General features: G+C 58.2%; 18 protein-coding genes. 4 read left to right on the top strand and 14 right to left on the bottom strand.

All coding sequences use genetic code 11. The features are described from left to right. Positions 1–138 precede the first annotated feature (138 nt). Positions 139–306, top strand: a complete 168-nt coding sequence (locus ACQZ5M_RS11270) for a hypothetical protein (protein ID WP_165457025.1) — start codon at positions 139–141, stop codon at positions 304–306. 123 nt (positions 307–429) lie between these two features. Here ACQZ5M_RS11270 and attM read toward each other — a convergent pair whose 3' ends face one another. Genes attM through ACQZ5M_RS11255 form a run of 3 tightly spaced genes read right to left on the bottom strand, consistent with a single transcriptional unit; the run spans position 430 to position 3,901 of the window. Beyond that, positions 430–1,221 (bottom strand): AttM family quorum-quenching N-acyl homoserine lactonase, encoded by a 792-nt coding sequence (gene attM / locus ACQZ5M_RS11265; RefSeq protein ID WP_296086350.1) that lies wholly within the window; start codon positions 1,219–1,221, stop codon positions 430–432. 44 nt (positions 1,222–1,265) lie between these two features. Beyond that, a complete protein-coding gene (locus tag ACQZ5M_RS11260; protein WP_449079776.1) occupies positions 1,266–2,426 on the bottom strand; it encodes an iron-containing alcohol dehydrogenase in 1,161 nt (386 codons plus the stop codon). Positions 2,427–2,446: 20 nt separating this feature from the next. Beyond that, positions 2,447–3,901 (bottom strand): NAD-dependent succinate-semialdehyde dehydrogenase, encoded by a 1,455-nt coding sequence (locus ACQZ5M_RS11255; protein ID WP_449079775.1) that lies wholly within the window; start codon positions 3,899–3,901, stop codon positions 2,447–2,449. A gap of 89 nt (positions 3,902–3,990) precedes the next feature. Between ACQZ5M_RS11255 and ACQZ5M_RS11250 the strand changes: the two genes are divergently transcribed. Continuing rightward, complete coding sequence (locus tag ACQZ5M_RS11250; RefSeq protein WP_449079774.1) at positions 3,991–4,767, top strand: IclR family transcriptional regulator; 777 nt, start codon at positions 3,991–3,993, stop codon at positions 4,765–4,767. A gap of 75 nt (positions 4,768–4,842) precedes the next feature. Here the strand turns inward: ACQZ5M_RS11250 and ACQZ5M_RS11245 are convergent, their stop codons facing one another. The 3 genes from ACQZ5M_RS11245 to ACQZ5M_RS11235 all read right to left on the bottom strand — a co-directional run bounded on the left by ACQZ5M_RS11245 (position 4,843) and on the right by ACQZ5M_RS11235 (position 7,223). After that, positions 4,843–5,277 carry a pyridoxamine 5'-phosphate oxidase family protein gene (locus tag ACQZ5M_RS11245; protein ID WP_449079773.1) on the bottom strand — a complete coding sequence of 145 codons (435 nt, stop codon included), beginning with the start codon at positions 5,275–5,277 and terminating at the stop codon, positions 4,843–4,845. A gap of 51 nt (positions 5,278–5,328) precedes the next feature. After that, entirely contained in the window at positions 5,329–6,156 is an 828-nt protein-coding gene (locus ACQZ5M_RS11240) for a DUF1206 domain-containing protein (protein ID WP_449079772.1), read from the bottom strand. A gap of 146 nt (positions 6,157–6,302) precedes the next feature. Beyond that, complete coding sequence (locus tag ACQZ5M_RS11235) at positions 6,303–7,223, bottom strand: LysR family transcriptional regulator (RefSeq protein ID WP_449079826.1); 921 nt, start codon at positions 7,221–7,223, stop codon at positions 6,303–6,305. Positions 7,224–7,319: 96 nt separating this feature from the next. Between ACQZ5M_RS11235 and ACQZ5M_RS11230 the strand changes: the two genes are divergently transcribed. Both ACQZ5M_RS11230 and ACQZ5M_RS11225 read left to right on the top strand, forming a co-directional pair. Then, positions 7,320–7,649, top strand: coding sequence for a nuclear transport factor 2 family protein (locus ACQZ5M_RS11230; protein WP_449079771.1), 330 nt, complete (start codon positions 7,320–7,322; stop codon positions 7,647–7,649). After that, positions 7,646–8,434, top strand: coding sequence for an SDR family oxidoreductase (locus ACQZ5M_RS11225; protein WP_449079770.1), 789 nt, complete (start codon positions 7,646–7,648; stop codon positions 8,432–8,434). The genes ACQZ5M_RS11230 and ACQZ5M_RS11225 overlap by 4 nt, the downstream gene beginning before the upstream one ends. Before the next feature lie 209 nt (positions 8,435–8,643). On the opposite strand, the gene guaA is transcribed toward ACQZ5M_RS11225, so the two are convergent. The 8 genes from guaA to ACQZ5M_RS11185 form a co-directional block, all read right to left on the bottom strand. After that, on the bottom strand, positions 8,644–10,221 hold the full coding sequence (gene guaA / locus ACQZ5M_RS11220; protein WP_296021585.1) for a glutamine-hydrolyzing GMP synthase: 1,578 nt from the start codon (positions 10,219–10,221) through the stop codon (positions 8,644–8,646). Between the two features lie 82 nt (positions 10,222–10,303). Beyond that, positions 10,304–10,942: a 5'-methylthioadenosine/S-adenosylhomocysteine nucleosidase gene (locus ACQZ5M_RS11215; RefSeq protein ID WP_449079769.1), complete on the bottom strand. Its 639-nt coding sequence runs from the start codon at positions 10,940–10,942 to the stop codon at positions 10,304–10,306. Continuing rightward, positions 10,932–11,390: a PaaI family thioesterase gene (locus ACQZ5M_RS11210; RefSeq protein WP_296021581.1), complete on the bottom strand. Its 459-nt coding sequence runs from the start codon at positions 11,388–11,390 to the stop codon at positions 10,932–10,934. Before ACQZ5M_RS11210 ends, ACQZ5M_RS11215 begins: the two co-directional genes overlap by 11 nt. A 111-nt stretch (positions 11,391–11,501) precedes the next feature. After that, entirely contained in the window at positions 11,502–13,304 is a 1,803-nt protein-coding gene (locus ACQZ5M_RS11205; RefSeq protein WP_449079768.1) for an NAD(P)/FAD-dependent oxidoreductase, read from the bottom strand. Positions 13,305–13,419: 115 nt separating this feature from the next. Next, the gene (locus ACQZ5M_RS11200) at positions 13,420–14,493 is read right to left on the bottom strand and encodes a 2,3-butanediol dehydrogenase (RefSeq protein ID WP_449079767.1); all 1,074 of its coding nucleotides are present in this window, start codon (positions 14,491–14,493) and stop codon (positions 13,420–13,422) included. Positions 14,494–14,647: 154 nt separating this feature from the next. Next, positions 14,648–16,528 carry a sigma-54-dependent Fis family transcriptional regulator gene (locus ACQZ5M_RS11195; RefSeq protein ID WP_449079766.1) on the bottom strand — a complete coding sequence of 627 codons (1,881 nt, stop codon included), beginning with the start codon at positions 16,526–16,528 and terminating at the stop codon, positions 14,648–14,650. 117 nt (positions 16,529–16,645) lie between these two features. Next, positions 16,646–17,098, bottom strand: a complete 453-nt coding sequence (locus ACQZ5M_RS11190) for a TspO/MBR family protein (RefSeq protein WP_296021629.1) — start codon at positions 17,096–17,098, stop codon at positions 16,646–16,648. Positions 17,099–17,241: 143 nt separating this feature from the next. Next, entirely contained in the window at positions 17,242–18,333 is a 1,092-nt protein-coding gene (locus ACQZ5M_RS11185; RefSeq protein WP_296035558.1) for a DUF1513 domain-containing protein, read from the bottom strand.

Genomic DNA, 18,333 nt, shown 5'->3' with positions numbered 1-18,333 from the left:
ATTGATGTAGCCATGCAAATTTGCTTTGGCTGACATCCAAAGGAGTTCGAGCTCCGTCGCATGGCTCCCTCTCTATATCATGAGTTGTAGATCCGCGTGGTTTTGCCCATATTCTGGGCAGTTCAAAAGGAGAAAGAAATGCGTTCGGTTGCAAAGACATCGCGTAAGTTTTTCAGTGAAACCCTTGCCGTTTTCGGCGCCGCCGTTTCGGTCTCCGCCGCTGTGCGTGCCCACCGCAAGCCTGCCGGTTCCGATCTCGATGCGCTTGGTATCGATCCCAAGGCTTTCGATAAGGTTCAGCTGTAACAGCTGGCTGCGCGCCTCGCTGGTCTGCGCAAAGTGTAATGTCAAAGAGCCGGGCGCTGTTGCAGCGCCCGGCTTTTGCTTGTGACCGTTGTCGCGGGCAATTATCTCCGCTGATAGAGTGGCTCAGCCATAATATTCTGGAGCTTTCTTGAAAGTCGACCAAGCGTCGGGATCATGTCCTGTCACCACGATCGCATCTGCCTTCTCTGCAATGGTTCTGAGCTTTTGCACGGAGCGCACTGTATCCACCGTGGAAGCGAGGAAGCCTGGCAGCGCCTTTTCTTCCCAGTGATCCAGTGTGTAGGCGGCGTCGATGGTGAGCAGTAGCGGCTTGCTGTCCGGCACTCGCACCAGGAAGGACTGGTGGCCCGGCGCGTGACCAGGAGTGAAGATCGTCGTCAGAGTGCCATCGCCGTAGATGTCATAGAGATCGTCGTCCGCTCCGTTGAGGAACTGCCATTTCAAGCCCGGCTTGTCGAAATCCTTGCGGATGTAACCGCCTGCCGCAAACCAGTCCGGCGTAAAGGCGTACTCATATTCCCGGCGCTGGACGATGTGGGTCGCATTCGGGAAACGTCCGATGGCGCCGGTGTGGTCGAGATGCAAGTGGGACTGGACCACGTATTTGACATCCGCGGGGTCAAAGCCAAGCGCCTTGATCTGGTCGACGCAGCCCTGATCTTTATCTAGAACCGGCCAGTAGACATCGCAGACGCCACCCCAATGGCCGCGTGGATCGGTGGCCACTTCGATTGCATTACCGCCGTCGATGACGGTATGCCCGTCCGGGTGGGTAATCAGGAAGAATGGAACGGGGATTTCGTAATCTGCGCCGTCTCCCTGGTTCATCTTGATGTTGTGGACCTTGCATTTCAAGGTTCCGGATTGAAGCATATACAGCCTGATATCAGTCATAAAGGTTTCCTCCCTGAGAATAGATTTCTGAATGGGTTCGGTAGTCAGAATGCTTCCCGATAAAGCGCCAGCGCATCTTCTTCGCGGACCTCGACGGGGTTGTTGACGAGCAGACGCGTCTGCTTCATTGCGTCGGACGCCAGCATCGTGAGGCTGTTGTCGGTCACGCCTACATCGCGCAGGCGCCGAGGCGCCCCGCTCTCATCCATCAGCTTTTCCATGTGCTGAACGAAGGCTGCCGAGCGCGTGGCGGCGTCACCGGTTCCCGGAACCTTCAAGACGTCGGCAAGCTCGGCGTAAAGCGGCGCGGCAGCGGCGGCGTTGAAACGGAGGATCGGGCCGAGCATCAGCGCGTTGGAAAGCCCGTGCGGAATGTGGTAATGGCCTCCGAGCGGGTAGGCGAGGGCATGCACTGCCGCAACCGGCGAGTTGGCAAAGGCCTGGCCTGCCAGCGTGGCGCCCAGTAGCATGGCCTCTCGCGCCTGCCGGTTCGTCCCATCCTTACAGGCGGCCACCAGATTGTCTCCGAGAAGACGCAAGGCTTCGCGTGCCAGGCAGTCGGAGAGCGGGTTCTTCTTGTGCTTGCTGGTATAGGCTTCGATCGCGTGAACCATCGCATCGATCCCGGTGGCAGCGGTGTGGACCTGCGGCAGGCCGACAGTCAACTCAGCGTCGAGGAGCACGAAGTCCGCGTAAAGCTGGGGCGAAACGACGCCCATTTTCGTGGTTTCGCCGGTCGTGATGATCGAGATGTTGGTGACTTCCGAGCCCGTGCCGGCAGTCGTCGGTATCAGCACCAAAGGTGCGCGTGATCCCTTGACGTTGCCTATGCCGTACATCTCGGCAAGCGACTGATCGGAGACGAGGAGCACGGCCACGAGCTTGGCGATGTCGAGCGACGATCCGCCGCCCAGACCGATCACGATATCCGCACCAAAGGCTTTTGCGGATGTGACGCATTCAGCCACTACATGTTCCGGCGGATCGGCGACCACCTTGTCGAATATCTCGACGGAAAAGCCGCTGGAAGACAGCGTGTCGGCGATCGGTTGAATAAGCCCTGCTTTCACGAGGCCGCTGTCGGTAATCAGGAGCGCCTTGCGCTGCGCGAACCGGCCAGCCAGTATTTCACCAAGCTTTGCAGCTCCGCCCCACGCGATTTGCATGGAGGGAACGGTTCGAAACTCGAAGGGATTGATCGTCATAGTGTCCTCCCGATCATGTCTCAGCTGAGAGCCGAGCAGAGATATTTGATTTCAAGATATTCATCGATGCCGAAGTGGGAGCCCTCGCGGCCAAGACCGGATTGCTTGACGCCACCGAATGGGGCAACCTCATTGGAGATCATGCCGGTGTTGTGGCCGACCATGCCATATTCCAGAGCCTCCGCGACGCGCCATGTGCGGCTGAAGTTCTCGGTGTAAAAATAAGCAGCCAAGCCGAACTCTGTGTCGTTGGCCATGGCAATCACCTCATCTTCCGTCTCGAAACGAAAGAGAGGGGCGACGGGCCCAAAAGTTTCCTCGCGCGCCACCTTCATCGTCTGTGTCGCACCGGTAATGACAGTCGGCTCGAAAAAGGTACCGCCAAGTGCGTGTCGTCCACCGCCGGTAAGGATGCTGGCGCCTTTCGCCACAGCGTCGGCGACGTGCTCCTCGACCTTCTTGACGGCGTCCTCATCGATCAATGGACCGATGGTGACGCCCTCCTCGACGCCGGCTCCGACCTTCATCGCCTTCACCTTCGCGGCAAGTTTCTCCGCAAAGGCATCAAAAATTCCAGCCTGAACGTAAATTCGATTGCTGCAGACACATGTCTGTCCGGCATTGCGATACTTCGATGCGACAGCGCCCTCGACTGCGGCGTCGATATTGGCATCGTCAAAGACGATGAAGGGTGCATTGCCGCCGAGTTCAAGCGAAAGCTTCTTTATTGTCGGGGCTGATTGCGCCATCAGCACGCGCCCGACTTCTGTCGACCCGGTGAAGGAAATCTTGCGCACCGTGTCACGCTCGGTGAACACCTTGCCGATCTCCCGTGCCTTGCCGATCACCACCTGCAGCACGCCAGCGGGAATGCCAGCCTCTTCGGCAAGCACGCCGAGAGCGAGCGCTGTAAGCGGTGTTTGCTCGGCAGGTTTGACGATCATCGTGCAGCCTGCGGCAAGTGCCGGCGCGGCCTTGCGAGTGATCATCGCAGCCGGGAAATTCCACGGCGTGATGGCTGCGCAGACACCGATCGGCTGCTTCAAAATGGTGATGCGTTTGTCGGTCGTCGGTGCGGGGATAGTGTCGCCATAGACCCGCTTCGCCTCCTCGGAAAACCACTCCACGAAGGAAGCAGCATAGAGCGCTTCACCCTTGGCTTCGGCGAGCGGCTTACCCTGTTCTGCCGTCATCAACGCAGCGAGATCGTCGGCATGTGCGACCATCAGCTCGAACCAGCGTCTCAAGACAGACGCGCGCTCCTTTGCAGAACGGCTTCGCCAGCCCACTAAGGCTTTCTCCGCTGCTTCGACCGCATGCTCCACCTGAATTGGCGTCAGCGAGGGGACTTCAGTGATAACCTCACCGGTTGCCGGATTTTCAACCTTGATCGTTTCAGAACTATCCGATTGAATCCACTTTCCGTTGATCAGACATGCATCTGTAAGAAGGCGAGGATTCCTCAACTTGAGCACCGTACGATCTCCTATTAAGTTCAGCTAATTGAACCGCGATCCATGTATTGAACTATGCCGACTGCCGCCGACCCTGTCAAGGAGATGATATGCAAAATGACGAGCCCGACTCATCGTCCGCTCAAACCGTGCCGGCGCTACGTCGAGCGGTCGCAATTCTCGATATTCTCGCATCGGGTAAAAATCTGACAGCCGCTGAAATTGCGCGCACTCTCAGCCTTCCGAAGAGCACGGCACATGGGCTGCTGGCGGTGATGGGCGAGTTGGACCTGGTAGGCAAGTCGCCCGATGGCACGTTGAAGATCGGGCCTCACCCGCTTCGATGGGCCAACGCCTTTCTGTCGCAGCTCGATATCGTCACCACATTTCAGGAAGTGCTTGCGCGGGACCGTAAGCTCGACCCTTATACCGTAACGCTCACAGTTCGCGAGGGAGCGGAAGTGGTCTATGTCGGCTGTCGCAATTCGGATCAGCCGCTGGGGCAGACCTTCCGTATCGGCATGAGATTGCCAGCGCCGTTTACGGCAACGGGCAAGATACTTCTATCGGATCTCAAGCCTGCTGAACTCGATCGTCTGCTGACCGATTTTCCCAAGCCGCTGACACCGCGCAGTGTAGGCAGCGTTGAGGAGCTTAAGCGTGAGCTCGAGGTCACACGAAAACGAGGCTTTTCCATTGATGACGGGCAGATCCGCGAAGGAATGATTTGTATCGGGGCCCCACTTCGTGACCATTCCGGCGCGGCCGTTGCCGGGATCGCGATCAGTATTTTACGCAGCGAAGGGAGCGATGATAAAATAGCGGAACTGGGAGCGCAGTTGCAGGCGATCGCACAAGGCATGTCGGAGGGATTGGGGGGAGGCTGATGCCCGTCCATACCTGCACGGGCGGGGAGTGTTCAGGTAACATCTGCAATCCGCTCTCCGCCCCCACCATATCACTTACAACTCGATTGCTCCGTTCTCCTCACCGTCCCAATATTGCACGCGCACGCCGCGCACCCTAATCAGGACCAAGCCAGGGGTATCGACGCCTTCGGTGAACCAACGATCTAGATCTGAAACCCAATGGCGTTCGAAAGCGGACTTATCCTCGATGAGTTCTGCTGCGCCTTCGATCGAGATGAACATGCCGGGCTTGCCAAGCAGGCTTGGCGGCTCAGTGAAGGAAAGAGTCACCTGGGGATTGCGATTGATATGGGAGACCTTGTGCGTGTCCTTCAGCGAGAAGAACCAGGAATCGCCATCATAGTCTACGTCGCCATTGTTGCTCATGGGGCGGTTGGTGATTGCACCGGAGGAGCCGTGTGTCGCCATCATGCAGAAGTCGATCTTCTTCATCGTTGAGGCGATGTCTTCGATTGTTTTACTTGTCATGGAGGGCTTCCTTTTTAAACGTTGAACCGCCGGAAAGTGGTACGTCTCTTGTTACCGGCCAGGGAGCGCAGATCGTACTGACCGAGTGACCGCGCTCAAGGACGGGCTTGGGATCGTGCGGTAGCGGGCTTCGATGAGATTGTAGATGCCAAAGGCCGCGAGCCCCGCGGCTACGCAGATGTAGAGTGCGCTGCCGAACGGCATCTGTCTTAGCCATTGCATCGCGTCGCCCATGCTGCCGGCCTCCTGTGGATCGACCTTCATTCCGGCCGTGATGAAAAGGATGCCGATGATCGCAAACACCAGACCGCGTGCTACGAGCCCGTAGATGCAAATCCAGGTAGCGACCGCATTCTTGTCCGGGATGCGCAGATAGCGCTCGAACTTTCGCGTCAGTCCCTTGGCTGCAGTGACACCGCCGCCGATGACGAATCCAGCGCCGACCGCAATCAGAAGATAGGATCCGAAGGGCTGCGACATGATCCATTGGGCGAGATCTTTCTCACCCGAGCCTTCATCGCCGCCACCGGCAAGGAAGCTGTGGCCGAGCGCGAAGCCGGCAAGACCAAAATATGTGACAGCACTTCCCACTAGCGCCGCTCGAATGACCAGGCCTTTGGCACTGGTGCCATGATCGTCCGTATCGGCAATAGCTTGCGCCAGACGCCAGCAGACGAAGCCGAGAAGGCTGATGCCGATCGCGCCCACCCAGATGCGTCCGAACGGCTGGCTCAACAGCGTCGAGATCGCCGATTTCGTTTCGGCTTTCTCGCCTGCCACGCCGGACAGGAGTGCCAGCCCGCCAACGAGCATGAAGACGATGCCGCGTGCGGCGTAACCGCTCTTGGCGAGTAGATCGAATCGGAAGGTTGAAGGCATGGCGGGTCCGCGGTGCTGGGAACTTTGGGTCCCTAACGCGCCGTGCGATTGAAAGGTTGAGCTGTGGGTGAGAAAAAGTGTCCACGGCATCGTTGCCACTTCGCGTCGATGCACGCTTCGCGACTGGTTTCAACAAGGATCGACGGCTAACCGCTCGAGCGCTGTGCTAGTCGTCCTGCCGCGTAGTCTCGTGCCAGTGCGATGAAGGCTTGGAAGGCTGCTGAGGAATTGCGCCGATTATAATAATAAAGGCAGAGCGGCACGAGCGGTGGGGTCCAGTCTTCGAGGATGCGAACGAGCCGTCCTGCGGTTATGTCTTCGCGGACATCGGCCTCCATAAAATAGCCGATCCCAACACTGTTGATTGCCGCGATCCGGGCCAATGAGGCTTCATCCAGCGTGATTGGTCCTTCGACATCAAGATGCAGCTCTTCTCCGCCCTTCTCAAATCGCCATCGCAGCAGGGCTCCATCTGGGAGGCGTCCGCGAATGCATGGGTAGGCCAGCAGATCCTGCGGCACTCGGGGAACATTTCGTTCTTCGAAAAAGGCGGGGGACGCAACGACCGCCATGCGTTGCATTTTCCCCAGCGGTATGGCGATCGCGTCATTGGGCACAAGGTCCGCGCTGCGCAATCCTAGATCGAAGCCCGCCGCCACGACGTCGACAAGCCGACCCTCGGTGACAAGGTCGATGTGGACTTGGGGAAAGCGCTGAAGATAGCTCAACACCAGCGGCACCATGATCTCGCGCGCCGCGGTGGCGAACGCATTGATACGCAAGGTGCCTGACGGCGTTTCCTGTTGAGCCCGTGCCGTGTTCATCGCATTTTGAATATTTTCCAGCGCGGGCTTGATTTGCGCGACAAAGATGCGCCCCGCATAGGTGAGCGAGACACTGCGCGTGGTGCGATTGAAGAGACGCACGGCGAGCTCCCGCTCAAGCTTGCCCACGGCGCTGCTGATAGCAGTGTTCGACATGCCGAGCTCCAAGGCCGCGGCTCGGAACGAGCCGCACCGGACGATGGCTAAGACTGCCTCGAGTTCAATGAGAGAGTGTCGCGTCATTGTCCCGATTTTCGTTACGCCCGATGCCGATCTATCTCGCTTATCGGGAGAAAAGTCCATGGCTAAATTAGCGTCATCATCAACAAGGAGATGGCCATGTCACTGAACATACCCAAACCAATCGCCGAGTATATCAAGGCAAATGCCCGCCTCGATCTTGAGGGCATGATGAAGCATTTCGCCAAAGATGCCGTCTTCATCGATAACGGCAAACACTATGTCGGGCTTTCCAAAATCCGCCAGCTCCTTGAGGAAGAAGCGATCGCGGTGAAGGCGATCTTCGAGCCCGATACCGCTCGGGAAGAAAATGGCGAATTCATCCTAGAAGGCCCCGCTCACGGTGACTTCCCCGGCAGCCCGCTTCGCTTCACCTATCGTTTCACCATGGCGCAGGATGTCATCAAGACGTTGGAGACCAGGATATGATCATCCAGGCAAACCCCGATGAATTTGCGGGCAAGCGCGTGCTCGTCAGCGGCGGTACGAAGGGTCTCGGCCGCGCCACGGTAAAACGCTTTCTCGCCGGCGGCGCTCGCGTTGTCACAACCGCGCGCACAATCCAGGATCCCATTGAGGGTGTGGACTATGTTCAGGCAGACCTGACGACCGCCAAAGGCAGCGAAACGGTCGCCAAGGCGGCAATCGAGCGGCTTGGCGGTATCGACATTCTTGCTCATGTCATCGGCGGTTCCAATTCACCGGCAGGCGGCTTTGTGGCCTTGACGGACGAGCACTGGCTTGCCGAGCTGAACCTCAACCTGTTGGCAACGGTCCGGCTTGACCGGCTGTTGATTCCGCAGATGCTCGAGCGCAGTCAAGGCATCGTCGTGCATGTCACGTCCATTCAGTCGGTGTTGCCGCTGCCGGAATCCACGACAGGCTATGCCGCCGCGAAAGCTGCGCTGAGGACCTACAGCAAGTCGATCTCGAAGGAGCTTGGTCCCAAAGGCGTGCGGGTTAATTCCGTTTCTCCAGGCTGGATCATGACGCAGGGCGCCGGAGACTTTCTCGATATGCTGCGGAACGCCAATGGCGGTACGATCGAGGATGCGCGCCAGTTCGTTCTCGACGCCTTGGGCGGGATATCGATCGGCCGCGGAGCCGAGCCGGAAGAGGTCGCGGATCTCATCGCCTACCTCGCCTCCGACCGCGCTGGCGCAATCCACGGGGCCGAGTTCGTCATCGATGGCGGTACGATCAAGACAGTCTGAGGCGGATCGCCAACCTGTCTACGACTGGACTGTGGTCATAACGATGGTCGACTGCAAGGCAATGATCATGAGCGCAAAGAGAGCGCAGGATATCCGCTATATCCCACCATGTCTCCCTCAATCGGCCAGATCTGCAAAGACAAAAGCCCGCAATATGCGGGCTTTTGGTATTCATTCAAGCTTGCTCCAGTCTAAAACCGGATGCGAGATCATTCCCACTCGATGGTGCCTGGCGGCTTCGACGTCACGTCGTAGACCACCCGGTTGATGCCCTTGACCTCATTGATGATGCGGGTGGCCGCACGACCGAGGAAGTTCATGTCGTAGGGGTAGAAGTCCGCCGTCATGCCATCCACCGAAGTGACCGCACGCAGTGCGCAGACGAAATCATAGGTGCGATAGTCGCCCATGACGCCGACGGTCTGAACCGGAAGCAGCACTGCAAAGGCCTGCCAGATGGTGTCGTAGAGGCCAGCCTTGCGGATTTCGTCGAGATAGATCGCATCTGCCTTGCGCAGAATATCCAGCTTCTCGCGGGTGACGACGCCGGGGCAACGGATCGCAAGGCCGGGACCGGGGAAGGGGTGACGGCCGATGAAGCTTTCCGGCAGGCCGAGTTCGCGGCCAAGAGCGCGGACTTCGTCCTTGAAGAGTTCACGAAGCGGTTCGACCAGCTTCATGTTCATGCGTTCAGGTAGACCGCCAACATTGTGGTGGCTCTTGATCGTGACGGACGGGCCGCCCGAGAAGGATACGCTTTCGATGACGTCCGGATAGAGCGTACCCTGTGCCAGGAAAGCTGGCGCACCCTTGCCATCCGCTGCAATCTTGGCAGCTTCGGCTTCAAAGGTCTCGATGAAAAGACGGCCGATAGTCTTCCGCTTGACCTCAGGATCGGAAACACCGGCCAGTTCCGTCAGGAACAAGTCGGAGGCATCTACGTGGACGAGCGGAATGTTGTAATGGTCGCGGAACATGCCGACGACCTGCTCGCTTTCGGCAAGGCGCATCAGACCGTGGTCGACATAGACGCAGGTCAGCTGGTCGCCGATCGCTTCATGGATGAGGATCGCCGCAACCGAGGAATCGACGCCGCCTGAGAGCGCACAGAGCACACGGCCATCGCCGACCTGCTCGCGGATCTTGCGGATCATCTCAGCGCGATAGGCCGCCATCGTCCAATCGGATTTCAGGCCGACGATCTTGTGGACGAAGTTGGAAAGCAGCTTCGCGCCGTCGGGCGTGTGGACAACTTCCGGGTGGAACATCGTGGTGTAGTAGCGGCGCTCTTCATTGACTGCGATGGCGAAAGGTGCGTTCTCCGACGTCGCTGCCACTTCGAAACCGGCCGGCAATTGCGTGACGCGGTCGCCATGGCTCATCCAGACCGGATAACGGCCACCAAGTTCCCAGAAGCCATCAAAGAGCGGGCTCGCCTTTTTGATTTCGATATCGGCTCTGCCAAATTCCGCTGCATGGCCGCCTTCTACGGTACCGCCGAGCTGGGTGCAGAGCGTCTGCTGGCCATAGCAAATGCCGAGGATCGGGATACCTGCATCAAACACTGCCTGTGGTGCGCGCGGGCTTCCCTCGGCCGTGACAGATGCCGGGCCACCGGAGAAGATGACGCCCTTCGGCTGCAGTTTCTCAAACGCCTCTGCAGCGCTCTGGAACGGGTGGATTTCGCAATAAACCCCGGCTTCGCGGATGCGGCGCGCAATCAGCTGCGTCACCTGGCTGCCGAAATCGATGATGAGGATGCTGTCGGGATGGGCTATCTGGGTCATGGCGAGCCTTTAAAGAATTGCCGGGCGTAAGGCAACCCGGCGCATGCCCTGAAAAGCCAGAAAATGTGCCGCCTTGCAAGCATCAGAGCGTAATCGCCCCGACCTTTATCGCGTCTTTCAGCCTGTCGACGGCCTCTGCCAGTTTCTCGTCGATAATGTGGAGATAGTCCGTCCAGTCATCGATATGGTGAACATCCGCCTTACCATCGGAAATGCCACGCAAGGCGATCAGCGGAATGCCGAAGCGATGGCAGGCGCGCAGGATTGCGAATGTCTCCATCTCCACCATGTCTGCGTCGATACTGTCATAGGCGCTGCCGGACACCACATTGGCGCCGGTGGAAAGACGCGCGGTCGCAACGCCTGGTATGGAATATGGAAGCGGAACCTCTGCGGGCAAATCCAGAAATGGCGTGCGTCCTTTTTCAAAGCCGAAGGCTGAGGCATCCATATCCCGGTAGGATACACTGACAGCCTGATAGACTTTGGTCGGTTCCAACAGGCGCGAGCCGGCGGACCCTAGCGAAACCACGAGATGGGGCAGGCGCGCCTGAGCGTTCAGATCGCTCAATGTGGCAGTCAAGGAAATGGCAGCTTCAACAGGACCGACGCCCGTCATCAGCGGTCGAAAACGAGCTTTCAGATGCGGACCGTATTCCGCCTCGGCTGCCATGACGAAGAGAAGGCGCTTGCCGTTGATCTCGACCAGCTCATAGCTCATTTTCGCTGAACCCTTCGCGTCCTTTCAGAACCATCATCGTTCCCGTCATCGAAGCGATCAGCTTCGCAGGGCCGTCGGAAATGGCATAGGCGCGACCGTCGGCCACGATGATGTTGCTGCCGGGTTTGGTGATCTCGCCACGAAACAAAAAGCGCTCGCCTCGCCCGGGCGACATGAGGTTGACCTTGAACTCGATTGTCAGCAGAGACGCTTCCGGCTCGACGATCGTATAGGCTGCATAGGTGCAGGCGGTGTCGAGCGCGGCGGCTATGACGCCGGCATGAAGAATGCCATGCTGCTGCGTCAGCTTGGGATGAAAAGGCAGCTCTATTTCGACCAGCCGGTGCTCGATACGCGTCAGCTCCGCCTTGATTGCCTGGACCACACCCTGGCGCGCGAAGCTCTTTTCAATACGCTGGCGAAAATCGCCAGGATCGGTGAATGTCATTCCCCTGCCTTTCATTTTTATTGAAAAATGACATGGCCTCGGTCCAGGCGCAAGACAAGGGTGGTTGATCCGCCGGTTCTGTCCAACCGGCGGATCAATGTCATTTTCGCCTCATGCGAGATGATGCGGCTTTTGGAGACCATAGACCGGTGTTTCCAGTCCGACCTGCCGCGCTTTTAATTGCAGCGAGAGATATTGCGAGTAATGACGGGATTGATGCAGATTGCCGCCATGGAACCAGAGGGCTTGCTGCTGCGTCGGTTTCCACATGTTGCGTTGTTCTCCCTCCCAAGGACCCGGGTCCTTGGTCGTATTGGAGCCTAGTCCCCAGCATTTGCCGACCTTGTCCGCCACCTCGCGCGAGATCAGATCCGCTGCCCAGCCGTTCATCGAACCATAGCCGGTCGCATAGACCACCAGATCGGCGGGTAACTGTGTGCCATCTTTCAGCACAACGGCATCCTCTGTCAGGTGAGACACATCCACCCCGGATTTCAGCCTGATCGAGCCGTCAATCACTAGATCGCAGGCGCCGACGTCGATGTAGTAACCGGAGCCGCGACGCAGATACTTCATGAAGAGACCGGACTCGTCATCGCCGAAGTCCAGCATGAAGCCGGCTTTCTTAAGGGCTGCGTAGAAGTCAGCATCTTTCTCCCGGATACGGTTGTAAATCGGAACCTGGAATTCATGCATGATCCTGTAGGGGAGCGAGGCGAAGATGAGATCGGCTTTTCGCGTGGTCATCCCACTGGCGACGGCGCGTTCCGAATAGAGATCGCCCAGCCCGATTTCCATCAAGGAATCCGACTTGACGATATGGGTCGAGGAACGCTGCAGCATGGTCACATCGGCACCTGCCTCCCACAGCGCAGCGCAAATATCATGGGCCGAATTGTTTGAGCCGACGACGACGACCTTTTTTCCGGAATAGGCGTCCGGGCCCGGATGCTGTGAGGAGTGCTGCTGCTCTCCCTTGAAGATATTCTGGCCTGGGAATTTCGGAATGTTGGGTTTGCCTGACATGCCGGTTGCTAACACCAGTTGCTTGGGCCGCAAGACGACCTCTTTCCCGGCGCGGTCGACAATTACGGTCCACTCTCCGGAAGTCTCGTCATATTGGGCCGATTTACAGGTGGTGGAACCCCAGTAGTTCAGCTCCATGACCTTGGTGTACATCTCCAGCCAGTCGCCCACCTTGTCTTTGGGGGTAAAGACCGGCCAGTTTTCCGGGAAGGGAATGTAGGGCAGATGATCGTACCAGACGGGGTCGTGCAGGCAGAGCGATTTGTAGCGCTTGCGCCAACTGTCGCCCGGCCGCTCGTTCTTTTCGATGATGATTGTCGGAACTCCGAGCTGGCGCAGTCTTGCACCAAGCGCAATGCCACCCTGTCCACCGCCGATGATGACGACATAGGGTTGCTCCGTGTAGCCGAGCTCGACGGCCTCTGCTTCACGTTTTTCCTTCCAGGTTCTGCGGTTGCGGTCGTGCCCATGTTCGGCTCCCATTGGGCGTTTTGCACCTTTAGGCTCCTCATGTCCTTTCAGTTCACTCATGGTGGTGAGGAGCGTCCAGATCAGGCCATCCTTCAGCCGGACGTGACCATAGCCGCGGGCGGTAGCGGTCTCGAATTCGAACCAGCCCTCGGTTACGCCGCCACTTTCAGAGGCCTGCTCGTTCACATCCTGCCTGAAGCCGGACGGCTTGATGGCCGAGAGCTGGTTCGTCAACATGTCGCGGATGGCGTGATGGCCCTCCATGGTGTTGAGGTTCCAGGTGAAGGTTACGAGATCTCGCCAGTAGCAATCTGCCTGGAACAGGTTGACGGCGGCATCTATGTCTTGGGCTGCGAGCGCCTTGCCGAATTTGGCTAGGACCGTGTCGATTTTGGTTTTCGGACTGACATCAAGCATATTCATCTCCTCCATGGTTTTGCTTGGGTCTAATGACGAAGCAGCGGCCCGCTGCTTCGTGGAGTTCATTCGCATTCGCGTATCGGGCTCCTCTCCCTCACGCGGATGCGGGCATTTACCGGGAAAGATCGATCAGGATTTTCAGATGTGTGCCGGCAGGATCGAGCAGAGTATCGAAACCCTCCGACACGGCCTCATCCAGCGCGATGCGCTTCGTGACAATCTTCGTTGCCGGCAATTGGCCCGACGCAATGAGCCGTATGACCCGAGGCCAATAATGCGTCGGATATGCCCATGAGCCCTTGATCTCCAGGTCCTTGAAGGTGACCTGGAACCAGTCGATCGGATTTTCATGCGGGTGCAGCCCGGTCTGGACGACGACGCCTTGTTTGCGCACCGCATCGACGCAGGCCTTGAGGGCGTGTTCGTTGCCAACGCACTCGATTGCAACATCGCATCCGACCTGGCCCTCGGTGGCCGAACGAACGACATCGCCCGGATGGTCACGCTTCGGGTTGATGGTGATCACATCTGGAATAACATTTCGGGCAAGCTCAAGACGGGCATCATTGAGGTCTGACACGAAGAGCTGCGCGGCACCTGCTGCGCGCGCCGCCAGGAGCGTCAACATGCCGATCGGTCCGGCCCCTGTCACCAGGACGCTGTTGCCTGCGGTCACGCCGCCGCGATCGCAGGCATAGACGGCAACTGCCGATGGTTCGACCAGAGCCGCCTCCTCGTCGGTCATCTCGTCCGGAATTTTCTGCACGTTGTATTCATTGACAAGCGCTGCTTCCGCCATGCCGCCGCCTTCCCAGCTCAAACCGACAAGTGCCAGCTGGGTGCTGAGATGGAAAAGGCCTCGATCCGAAAAATAATCGCCTGACCGTGGCATGACGAGCGGTTGAATCGACACCCGGTCGCCGACACTGACCGAGGTCACACCTTGTCCGATGGCTTCAACCATACCGCCGAACTCGTGTCCCAGAATTTGCGGTCCGTGAGCGCCAGTAAATGGGTGGGGCTCGGTGGGAATAAAGATCGGGCCGTAGCTGTACTCGTGCAGGTCGGTGCCGCAAATGCCGACAAAGCGGTTCCGCACGAGAACCTGTCCGGGTCCCGGTTGCCTTGGCTCTGGAACAGTATCGATCCGCAAATCCTTGGCTGCATGAAATCTGAGCGCGCGCATATTTTGTCCTCAGTGGCTTGTGATGCCAGACGAGGTGCAATGAGCGTGCCAGTCGATCTTGTTTGCTCAATGCCTGAAAATGCGGGAGTCGCTTGAAGCAGGACTGTCGCAATCGCAACAGGTGTGGCGCAACAGCTGTGGCACGTCCTCACACTCAGTGCGGTTTCCGTGCGCCAAGGCGGCGTAAGCGGCGGTGGAGCGTGGTGCGATCGACGCCCAGCTTGCGAGCCGCTTCGGATATATTGCCGTTGCATGCTGCGAGGATGGCGTGAAGATCGCCGTCGCGGCCGTCTGTCGCTGTCGTGGCTGTGGTGCCGAGGAGCTCTGGAAGGTCGTCGAGCATAATCGTTCCACCGTCGCACAGCGCGGTAGCATAGGCGATGGTGTTGTCTAGCTCCCGGATATTGCCCGGCCATGTGTGGCGCAGAAGTGCCAGACGCGCCGCGTCGGACAGTATGAGAGGCCGACCGGCTACCGCGTGTCTTTCGAGAATCCTGTCGAGAAGCCAGATAAAATCATCGCGGTCCTTCAATGCGGGCAGGGTGAGCACAGCAGCGTTCAGCCGGTAGTACAGATCCTCCCGGAATGCCCCGCTACGCACCATCTCACCCAGCGGACGATGAGATGCAGAGATTACTCTGAAACTGACCTTTTGCGGTGTGGAGCCACCAACGGGGAGAACTTCTCCTTCCGCCAGGACGCGCAGGAGCCGGCTTTGCGCTGCAAACGGCATGTCGCCAATTTCATCGAGGAAAAGCGTACCTTCATGCGCCTCCTCGACCAGCCCTTTGCGTCCTTTCGGCAAGGCGCCAGTAAAGGCTCCCGGCAAATGCCCAAACAATTCGCTTTCGATCAGCTGCTCCGGAATGGCCGCGCAGTTGACGGGAACGAAGCGACCGGGAACGCCGCTAGTCTCGTGAATGATGCGAGCGAGATGCTCCTTGCCGGTCCCTGTCTGGCCCTGCAGCAAGATCGGCAATCTGGCGGGTGCCAGTTTTTCGATTTTGCGCCGAAGATTGAGGACGGATGGATTATCGCCGCCGATCCCGTCGATTGCTCGCTGGTGTTTCAAACGTCCTTTCAAGCCAGACAAGCGACGCTGTTGTGGTTCGATTGCGTGGCCGTAAAGGACTGAGCCGTTTTTTGAAACAATCCGCCGATCCTGCGGGAGACTGGAGCGTGTGAGGGAGGAAAGCTCGTCAAAATCGGCCTCGAAGAATTCTTCCAGGCGCTGTCCGAGGAGCTCTTCGGGGGCGTGCCAATCCAACCCACGCGACGCCGCGAGAATGCGCGCGGCACCATGGGTCATTCCCGTGATCCGGCCAGCCCCATCGACGGAAAGCGCAGCTTCGGGATCGACATCCAGAAATTCCGGTGCAGCCGCAAACCGTAGCACAAGATCATGACGGCTGCTGGCCATCAGATTTGCCAGTTCGATCCGGCGCACGGTTGAGGACACCAGATGCCGTGCCATGTTCTGGCTGGCCTTCAGGATGGGCGAGCTTAATAGTGATATATCCAGAACAGCAGCCAACGATCCCTGCGTGTCGTAGATCGGCGCTGCGGTGCAGGAAAGCGGGGTATGGGTGACATCGAAATGGTCTGTCTGGTGAATGGTCAGCGCTTCACCGGTCGCTATACAGGCACCCACCGCACAAGTGCCCGCGCGGGGTTCTGACCATTCCGAACCGAGATAGAGCCCCGCCTTTCGAAGATTGTTGTTAAATGAAGGATCACCCAGAAAATCCACCGTAACGCCCTGCCGGTCGGACAGCAGAAGCACATAGTTCTGCTCGGCTACTTGGCGATAAAGATTCTCCAGTGCAGAACGGGCAATGTGGATCAAATCTTCAGCCCGCTGGCGATGCTCACGCAGGCGACTTTCGGATACGATGACAGCCTCGCGGGCCTTGGTCGGATCCATTTGGTAGGTGTCGAGGCAGCGCCGCCAGGACGCTACCACCACGGCATCTCGCCCGGTATTGCGACCGACGCCGACATGTTCAATTTCCTGGATATGATCCGAAATGTTCATGGTCCACCGGCCGTGGATCGCCGCCTCCCGCAATTTTGCAGCGATCATATCCGGTTTTGCGCGGCGTTATCTACTTATGATTTCCAGAGCCGCGCGAAGTCTGAAGCGCTTTTGCGACTAATTCAGATAAAGAAGGCTCGCATTTAGCAGAGTCGCAAAGCTTACCCACGCTGCATAAGGCACGAAAAGCCACATGGACAGGCGGTCACGGCTGAACGTCATGAAGATGAATGCGATGATGCAGATTAGCATCGGCACGATGACGATTAGACCAGCTGCGAGGCTCTCCATGCCGAAGAACATTGGCGACCAGAGGAAGTTGAGCAGCATCTGGCTGCCCCAGAGCTGCATCCGACCACCCATGCGACTTTGCAACCAGGTACGGGCTCCGGCGATGGCGATCATGACATAAAGTGTGGTCCAGACCGGGCCGAAAATCCAGTTTGGCGGATTGAATGGCGGCTTGGTGAGCGACTGGTACCATTCACCGGGCACATTGTTGATTCCGATCAACGCGCCACAGGTTACCACGACAGCAATAAAGATGAGATAGATCAGCGCGTTCTTCATGCCCGAAAGAATGACGGCACGATGCTTTGGTTCCTCCATCTTTTTCACAAAAGACAGCATTGGCACGCAAATCGAAATCGATATTTGCGAAATCGCGATGCGTGAGCGCAAAGAGGTAAGGCGTTCAATGGAAGAAGAGCGCTTTAGCGCAAAATCCGAACGATGTGCTGGTCCCAGGCGACGTCGGAAACCTTCCCTGCAAAGTGACCGTCATAGGAGGATGCAATAGTGCCGTTCGTCGATGCGGCAACTCCTGCTGCCTCTCGCACGGTCGTTTCGCTCAGCACCGCGCCACTCCTTTCATCCAGCGTGACGAAGGCGTTGCCATTGGGGGACGTCAACCCTACAACGCCCGCCTTCCGGTTGACGGCAATCGCTCCGACGTAATTTGCCAATCTGCTGGTCGTTTCATCGGGTAGCGCGATAAAACGAACATCGTCCCCTTTGGAGAAATAGCCGGCAAGCGGGGGAAGGTCGTTACGCGGGCCTTCATATTGACAGGCAAACCAGATACGCCCGTCATTTCCCAGGTCGACATGGCGGGTAGAAAGCTGTCTCAGCCGTTCCGGCACACTGTGCTTCTGGATAAGGTCTCCTGTGGTGGCATCCAGAAGGACGAGCGATGGCTCCATCCGGTCTATGTTGAGCTTGGTCCGGCCGAAATCCGGATGGGTTTCGATGCCCCCATTGGCGATCACGATCATCGTGCCATCGGGGCTCACGGTCATGTCGTGGGTGCCGATGCCGTGCGCGTCATATTCGCCGAGGCGGCGAAATCCGTTGCGCGCATCGTAGAGACCGATCACGCCGCGATTTCCGTCGAAATCGTTCTCGCTGGCGTAGAGGATCGTGCCATCCGGAGAAAATTGTCCGTGCCCGTAAAAGTGTCGGCCTTCCGGCGTGCTAATGACGGCGGGCGCTTTGTGGCCTTGAGGGTCGAAGGCGACGAAGAATGTGCCGGGCCTGCGAGCGAAAGCGACGGTCACTCCGGTTGCTGGACTGGAGGCCATGCCGTGTGCCCTTGCGGGCAAGGCCACCCTGTCGATGATCTCGCCCGCCTCGCTCAATGTCGCAACACCGTAGGCACCATCGCGACTACGAAAAGCGGATGCAAAGACAGCGTCGGTTCGCTGCAGGGCAAAAAGGGACCGTGGCGCAAGTGAGGCCAGAAACGGAGCGCCCGCAGCCTTGATGAAGCTGCGCCGGTCGATCAGAAGCCGCCGATCTGTCGCCAC

The sequence above is a fragment of the Rhizobium sp. 22-785-1 genome (assembly GCF_053521965.1).
This window is presented reverse-complemented; position numbering and strand designations above follow the sequence as displayed.

What these genes read in the sequence shown, in the direction of transcription:
- ACQZ5M_RS11270 (WP_165457025.1), top strand. Translation starts at nt 139, where the DNA reads ATGCGTTCGGTTGCAAAGACATCGCGTAAGTTTTTCAGTGAAACCCTT.
- attM (WP_296086350.1), bottom strand. Translation starts at nt 1,221, where the DNA reads ATGACTGATATCAGGCTGTATATGCTTCAATCCGGAACCTTGAAATGC.
- ACQZ5M_RS11260 (WP_449079776.1), bottom strand. Translation starts at nt 2,426, where the DNA reads ATGACGATCAATCCCTTCGAGTTTCGAACCGTTCCCTCCATGCAAATC.
- ACQZ5M_RS11250 (WP_449079774.1), top strand. Translation starts at nt 3,991, where the DNA reads ATGCAAAATGACGAGCCCGACTCATCGTCCGCTCAAACCGTGCCGGCG.
- ACQZ5M_RS11245 (WP_449079773.1), bottom strand. Translation starts at nt 5,277, where the DNA reads ATGACAAGTAAAACAATCGAAGACATCGCCTCAACGATGAAGAAGATC.
- ACQZ5M_RS11240 (WP_449079772.1), bottom strand. Translation starts at nt 6,156, where the DNA reads ATGCCTTCAACCTTCCGATTCGATCTACTCGCCAAGAGCGGTTACGCC.
- ACQZ5M_RS11235 (WP_449079826.1), bottom strand. Translation starts at nt 7,223, where the DNA reads ATGACGCGACACTCTCTCATTGAACTCGAGGCAGTCTTAGCCATCGTC.
- ACQZ5M_RS11230 (WP_449079771.1), top strand. Translation starts at nt 7,320, where the DNA reads ATGTCACTGAACATACCCAAACCAATCGCCGAGTATATCAAGGCAAAT.
- ACQZ5M_RS11225 (WP_449079770.1), top strand. Translation starts at nt 7,646, where the DNA reads ATGATCATCCAGGCAAACCCCGATGAATTTGCGGGCAAGCGCGTGCTC.
- guaA (WP_296021585.1), bottom strand. Translation starts at nt 10,221, where the DNA reads ATGACCCAGATAGCCCATCCCGACAGCATCCTCATCATCGATTTCGGC.
- ACQZ5M_RS11215 (WP_449079769.1), bottom strand. Translation starts at nt 10,942, where the DNA reads ATGAGCTATGAGCTGGTCGAGATCAACGGCAAGCGCCTTCTCTTCGTC.
- ACQZ5M_RS11210 (WP_296021581.1), bottom strand. Translation starts at nt 11,390, where the DNA reads ATGACATTCACCGATCCTGGCGATTTTCGCCAGCGTATTGAAAAGAGC.
- ACQZ5M_RS11205 (WP_449079768.1), bottom strand. Translation starts at nt 13,304, where the DNA reads ATGCTTGATGTCAGTCCGAAAACCAAAATCGACACGGTCCTAGCCAAA.
- ACQZ5M_RS11200 (WP_449079767.1), bottom strand. Translation starts at nt 14,493, where the DNA reads ATGCGCGCGCTCAGATTTCATGCAGCCAAGGATTTGCGGATCGATACT.
- ACQZ5M_RS11195 (WP_449079766.1), bottom strand. Translation starts at nt 16,528, where the DNA reads ATGAACATTTCGGATCATATCCAGGAAATTGAACATGTCGGCGTCGGT.
- ACQZ5M_RS11190 (WP_296021629.1), bottom strand. Translation starts at nt 17,098, where the DNA reads ATGAAGAACGCGCTGATCTATCTCATCTTTATTGCTGTCGTGGTAACC.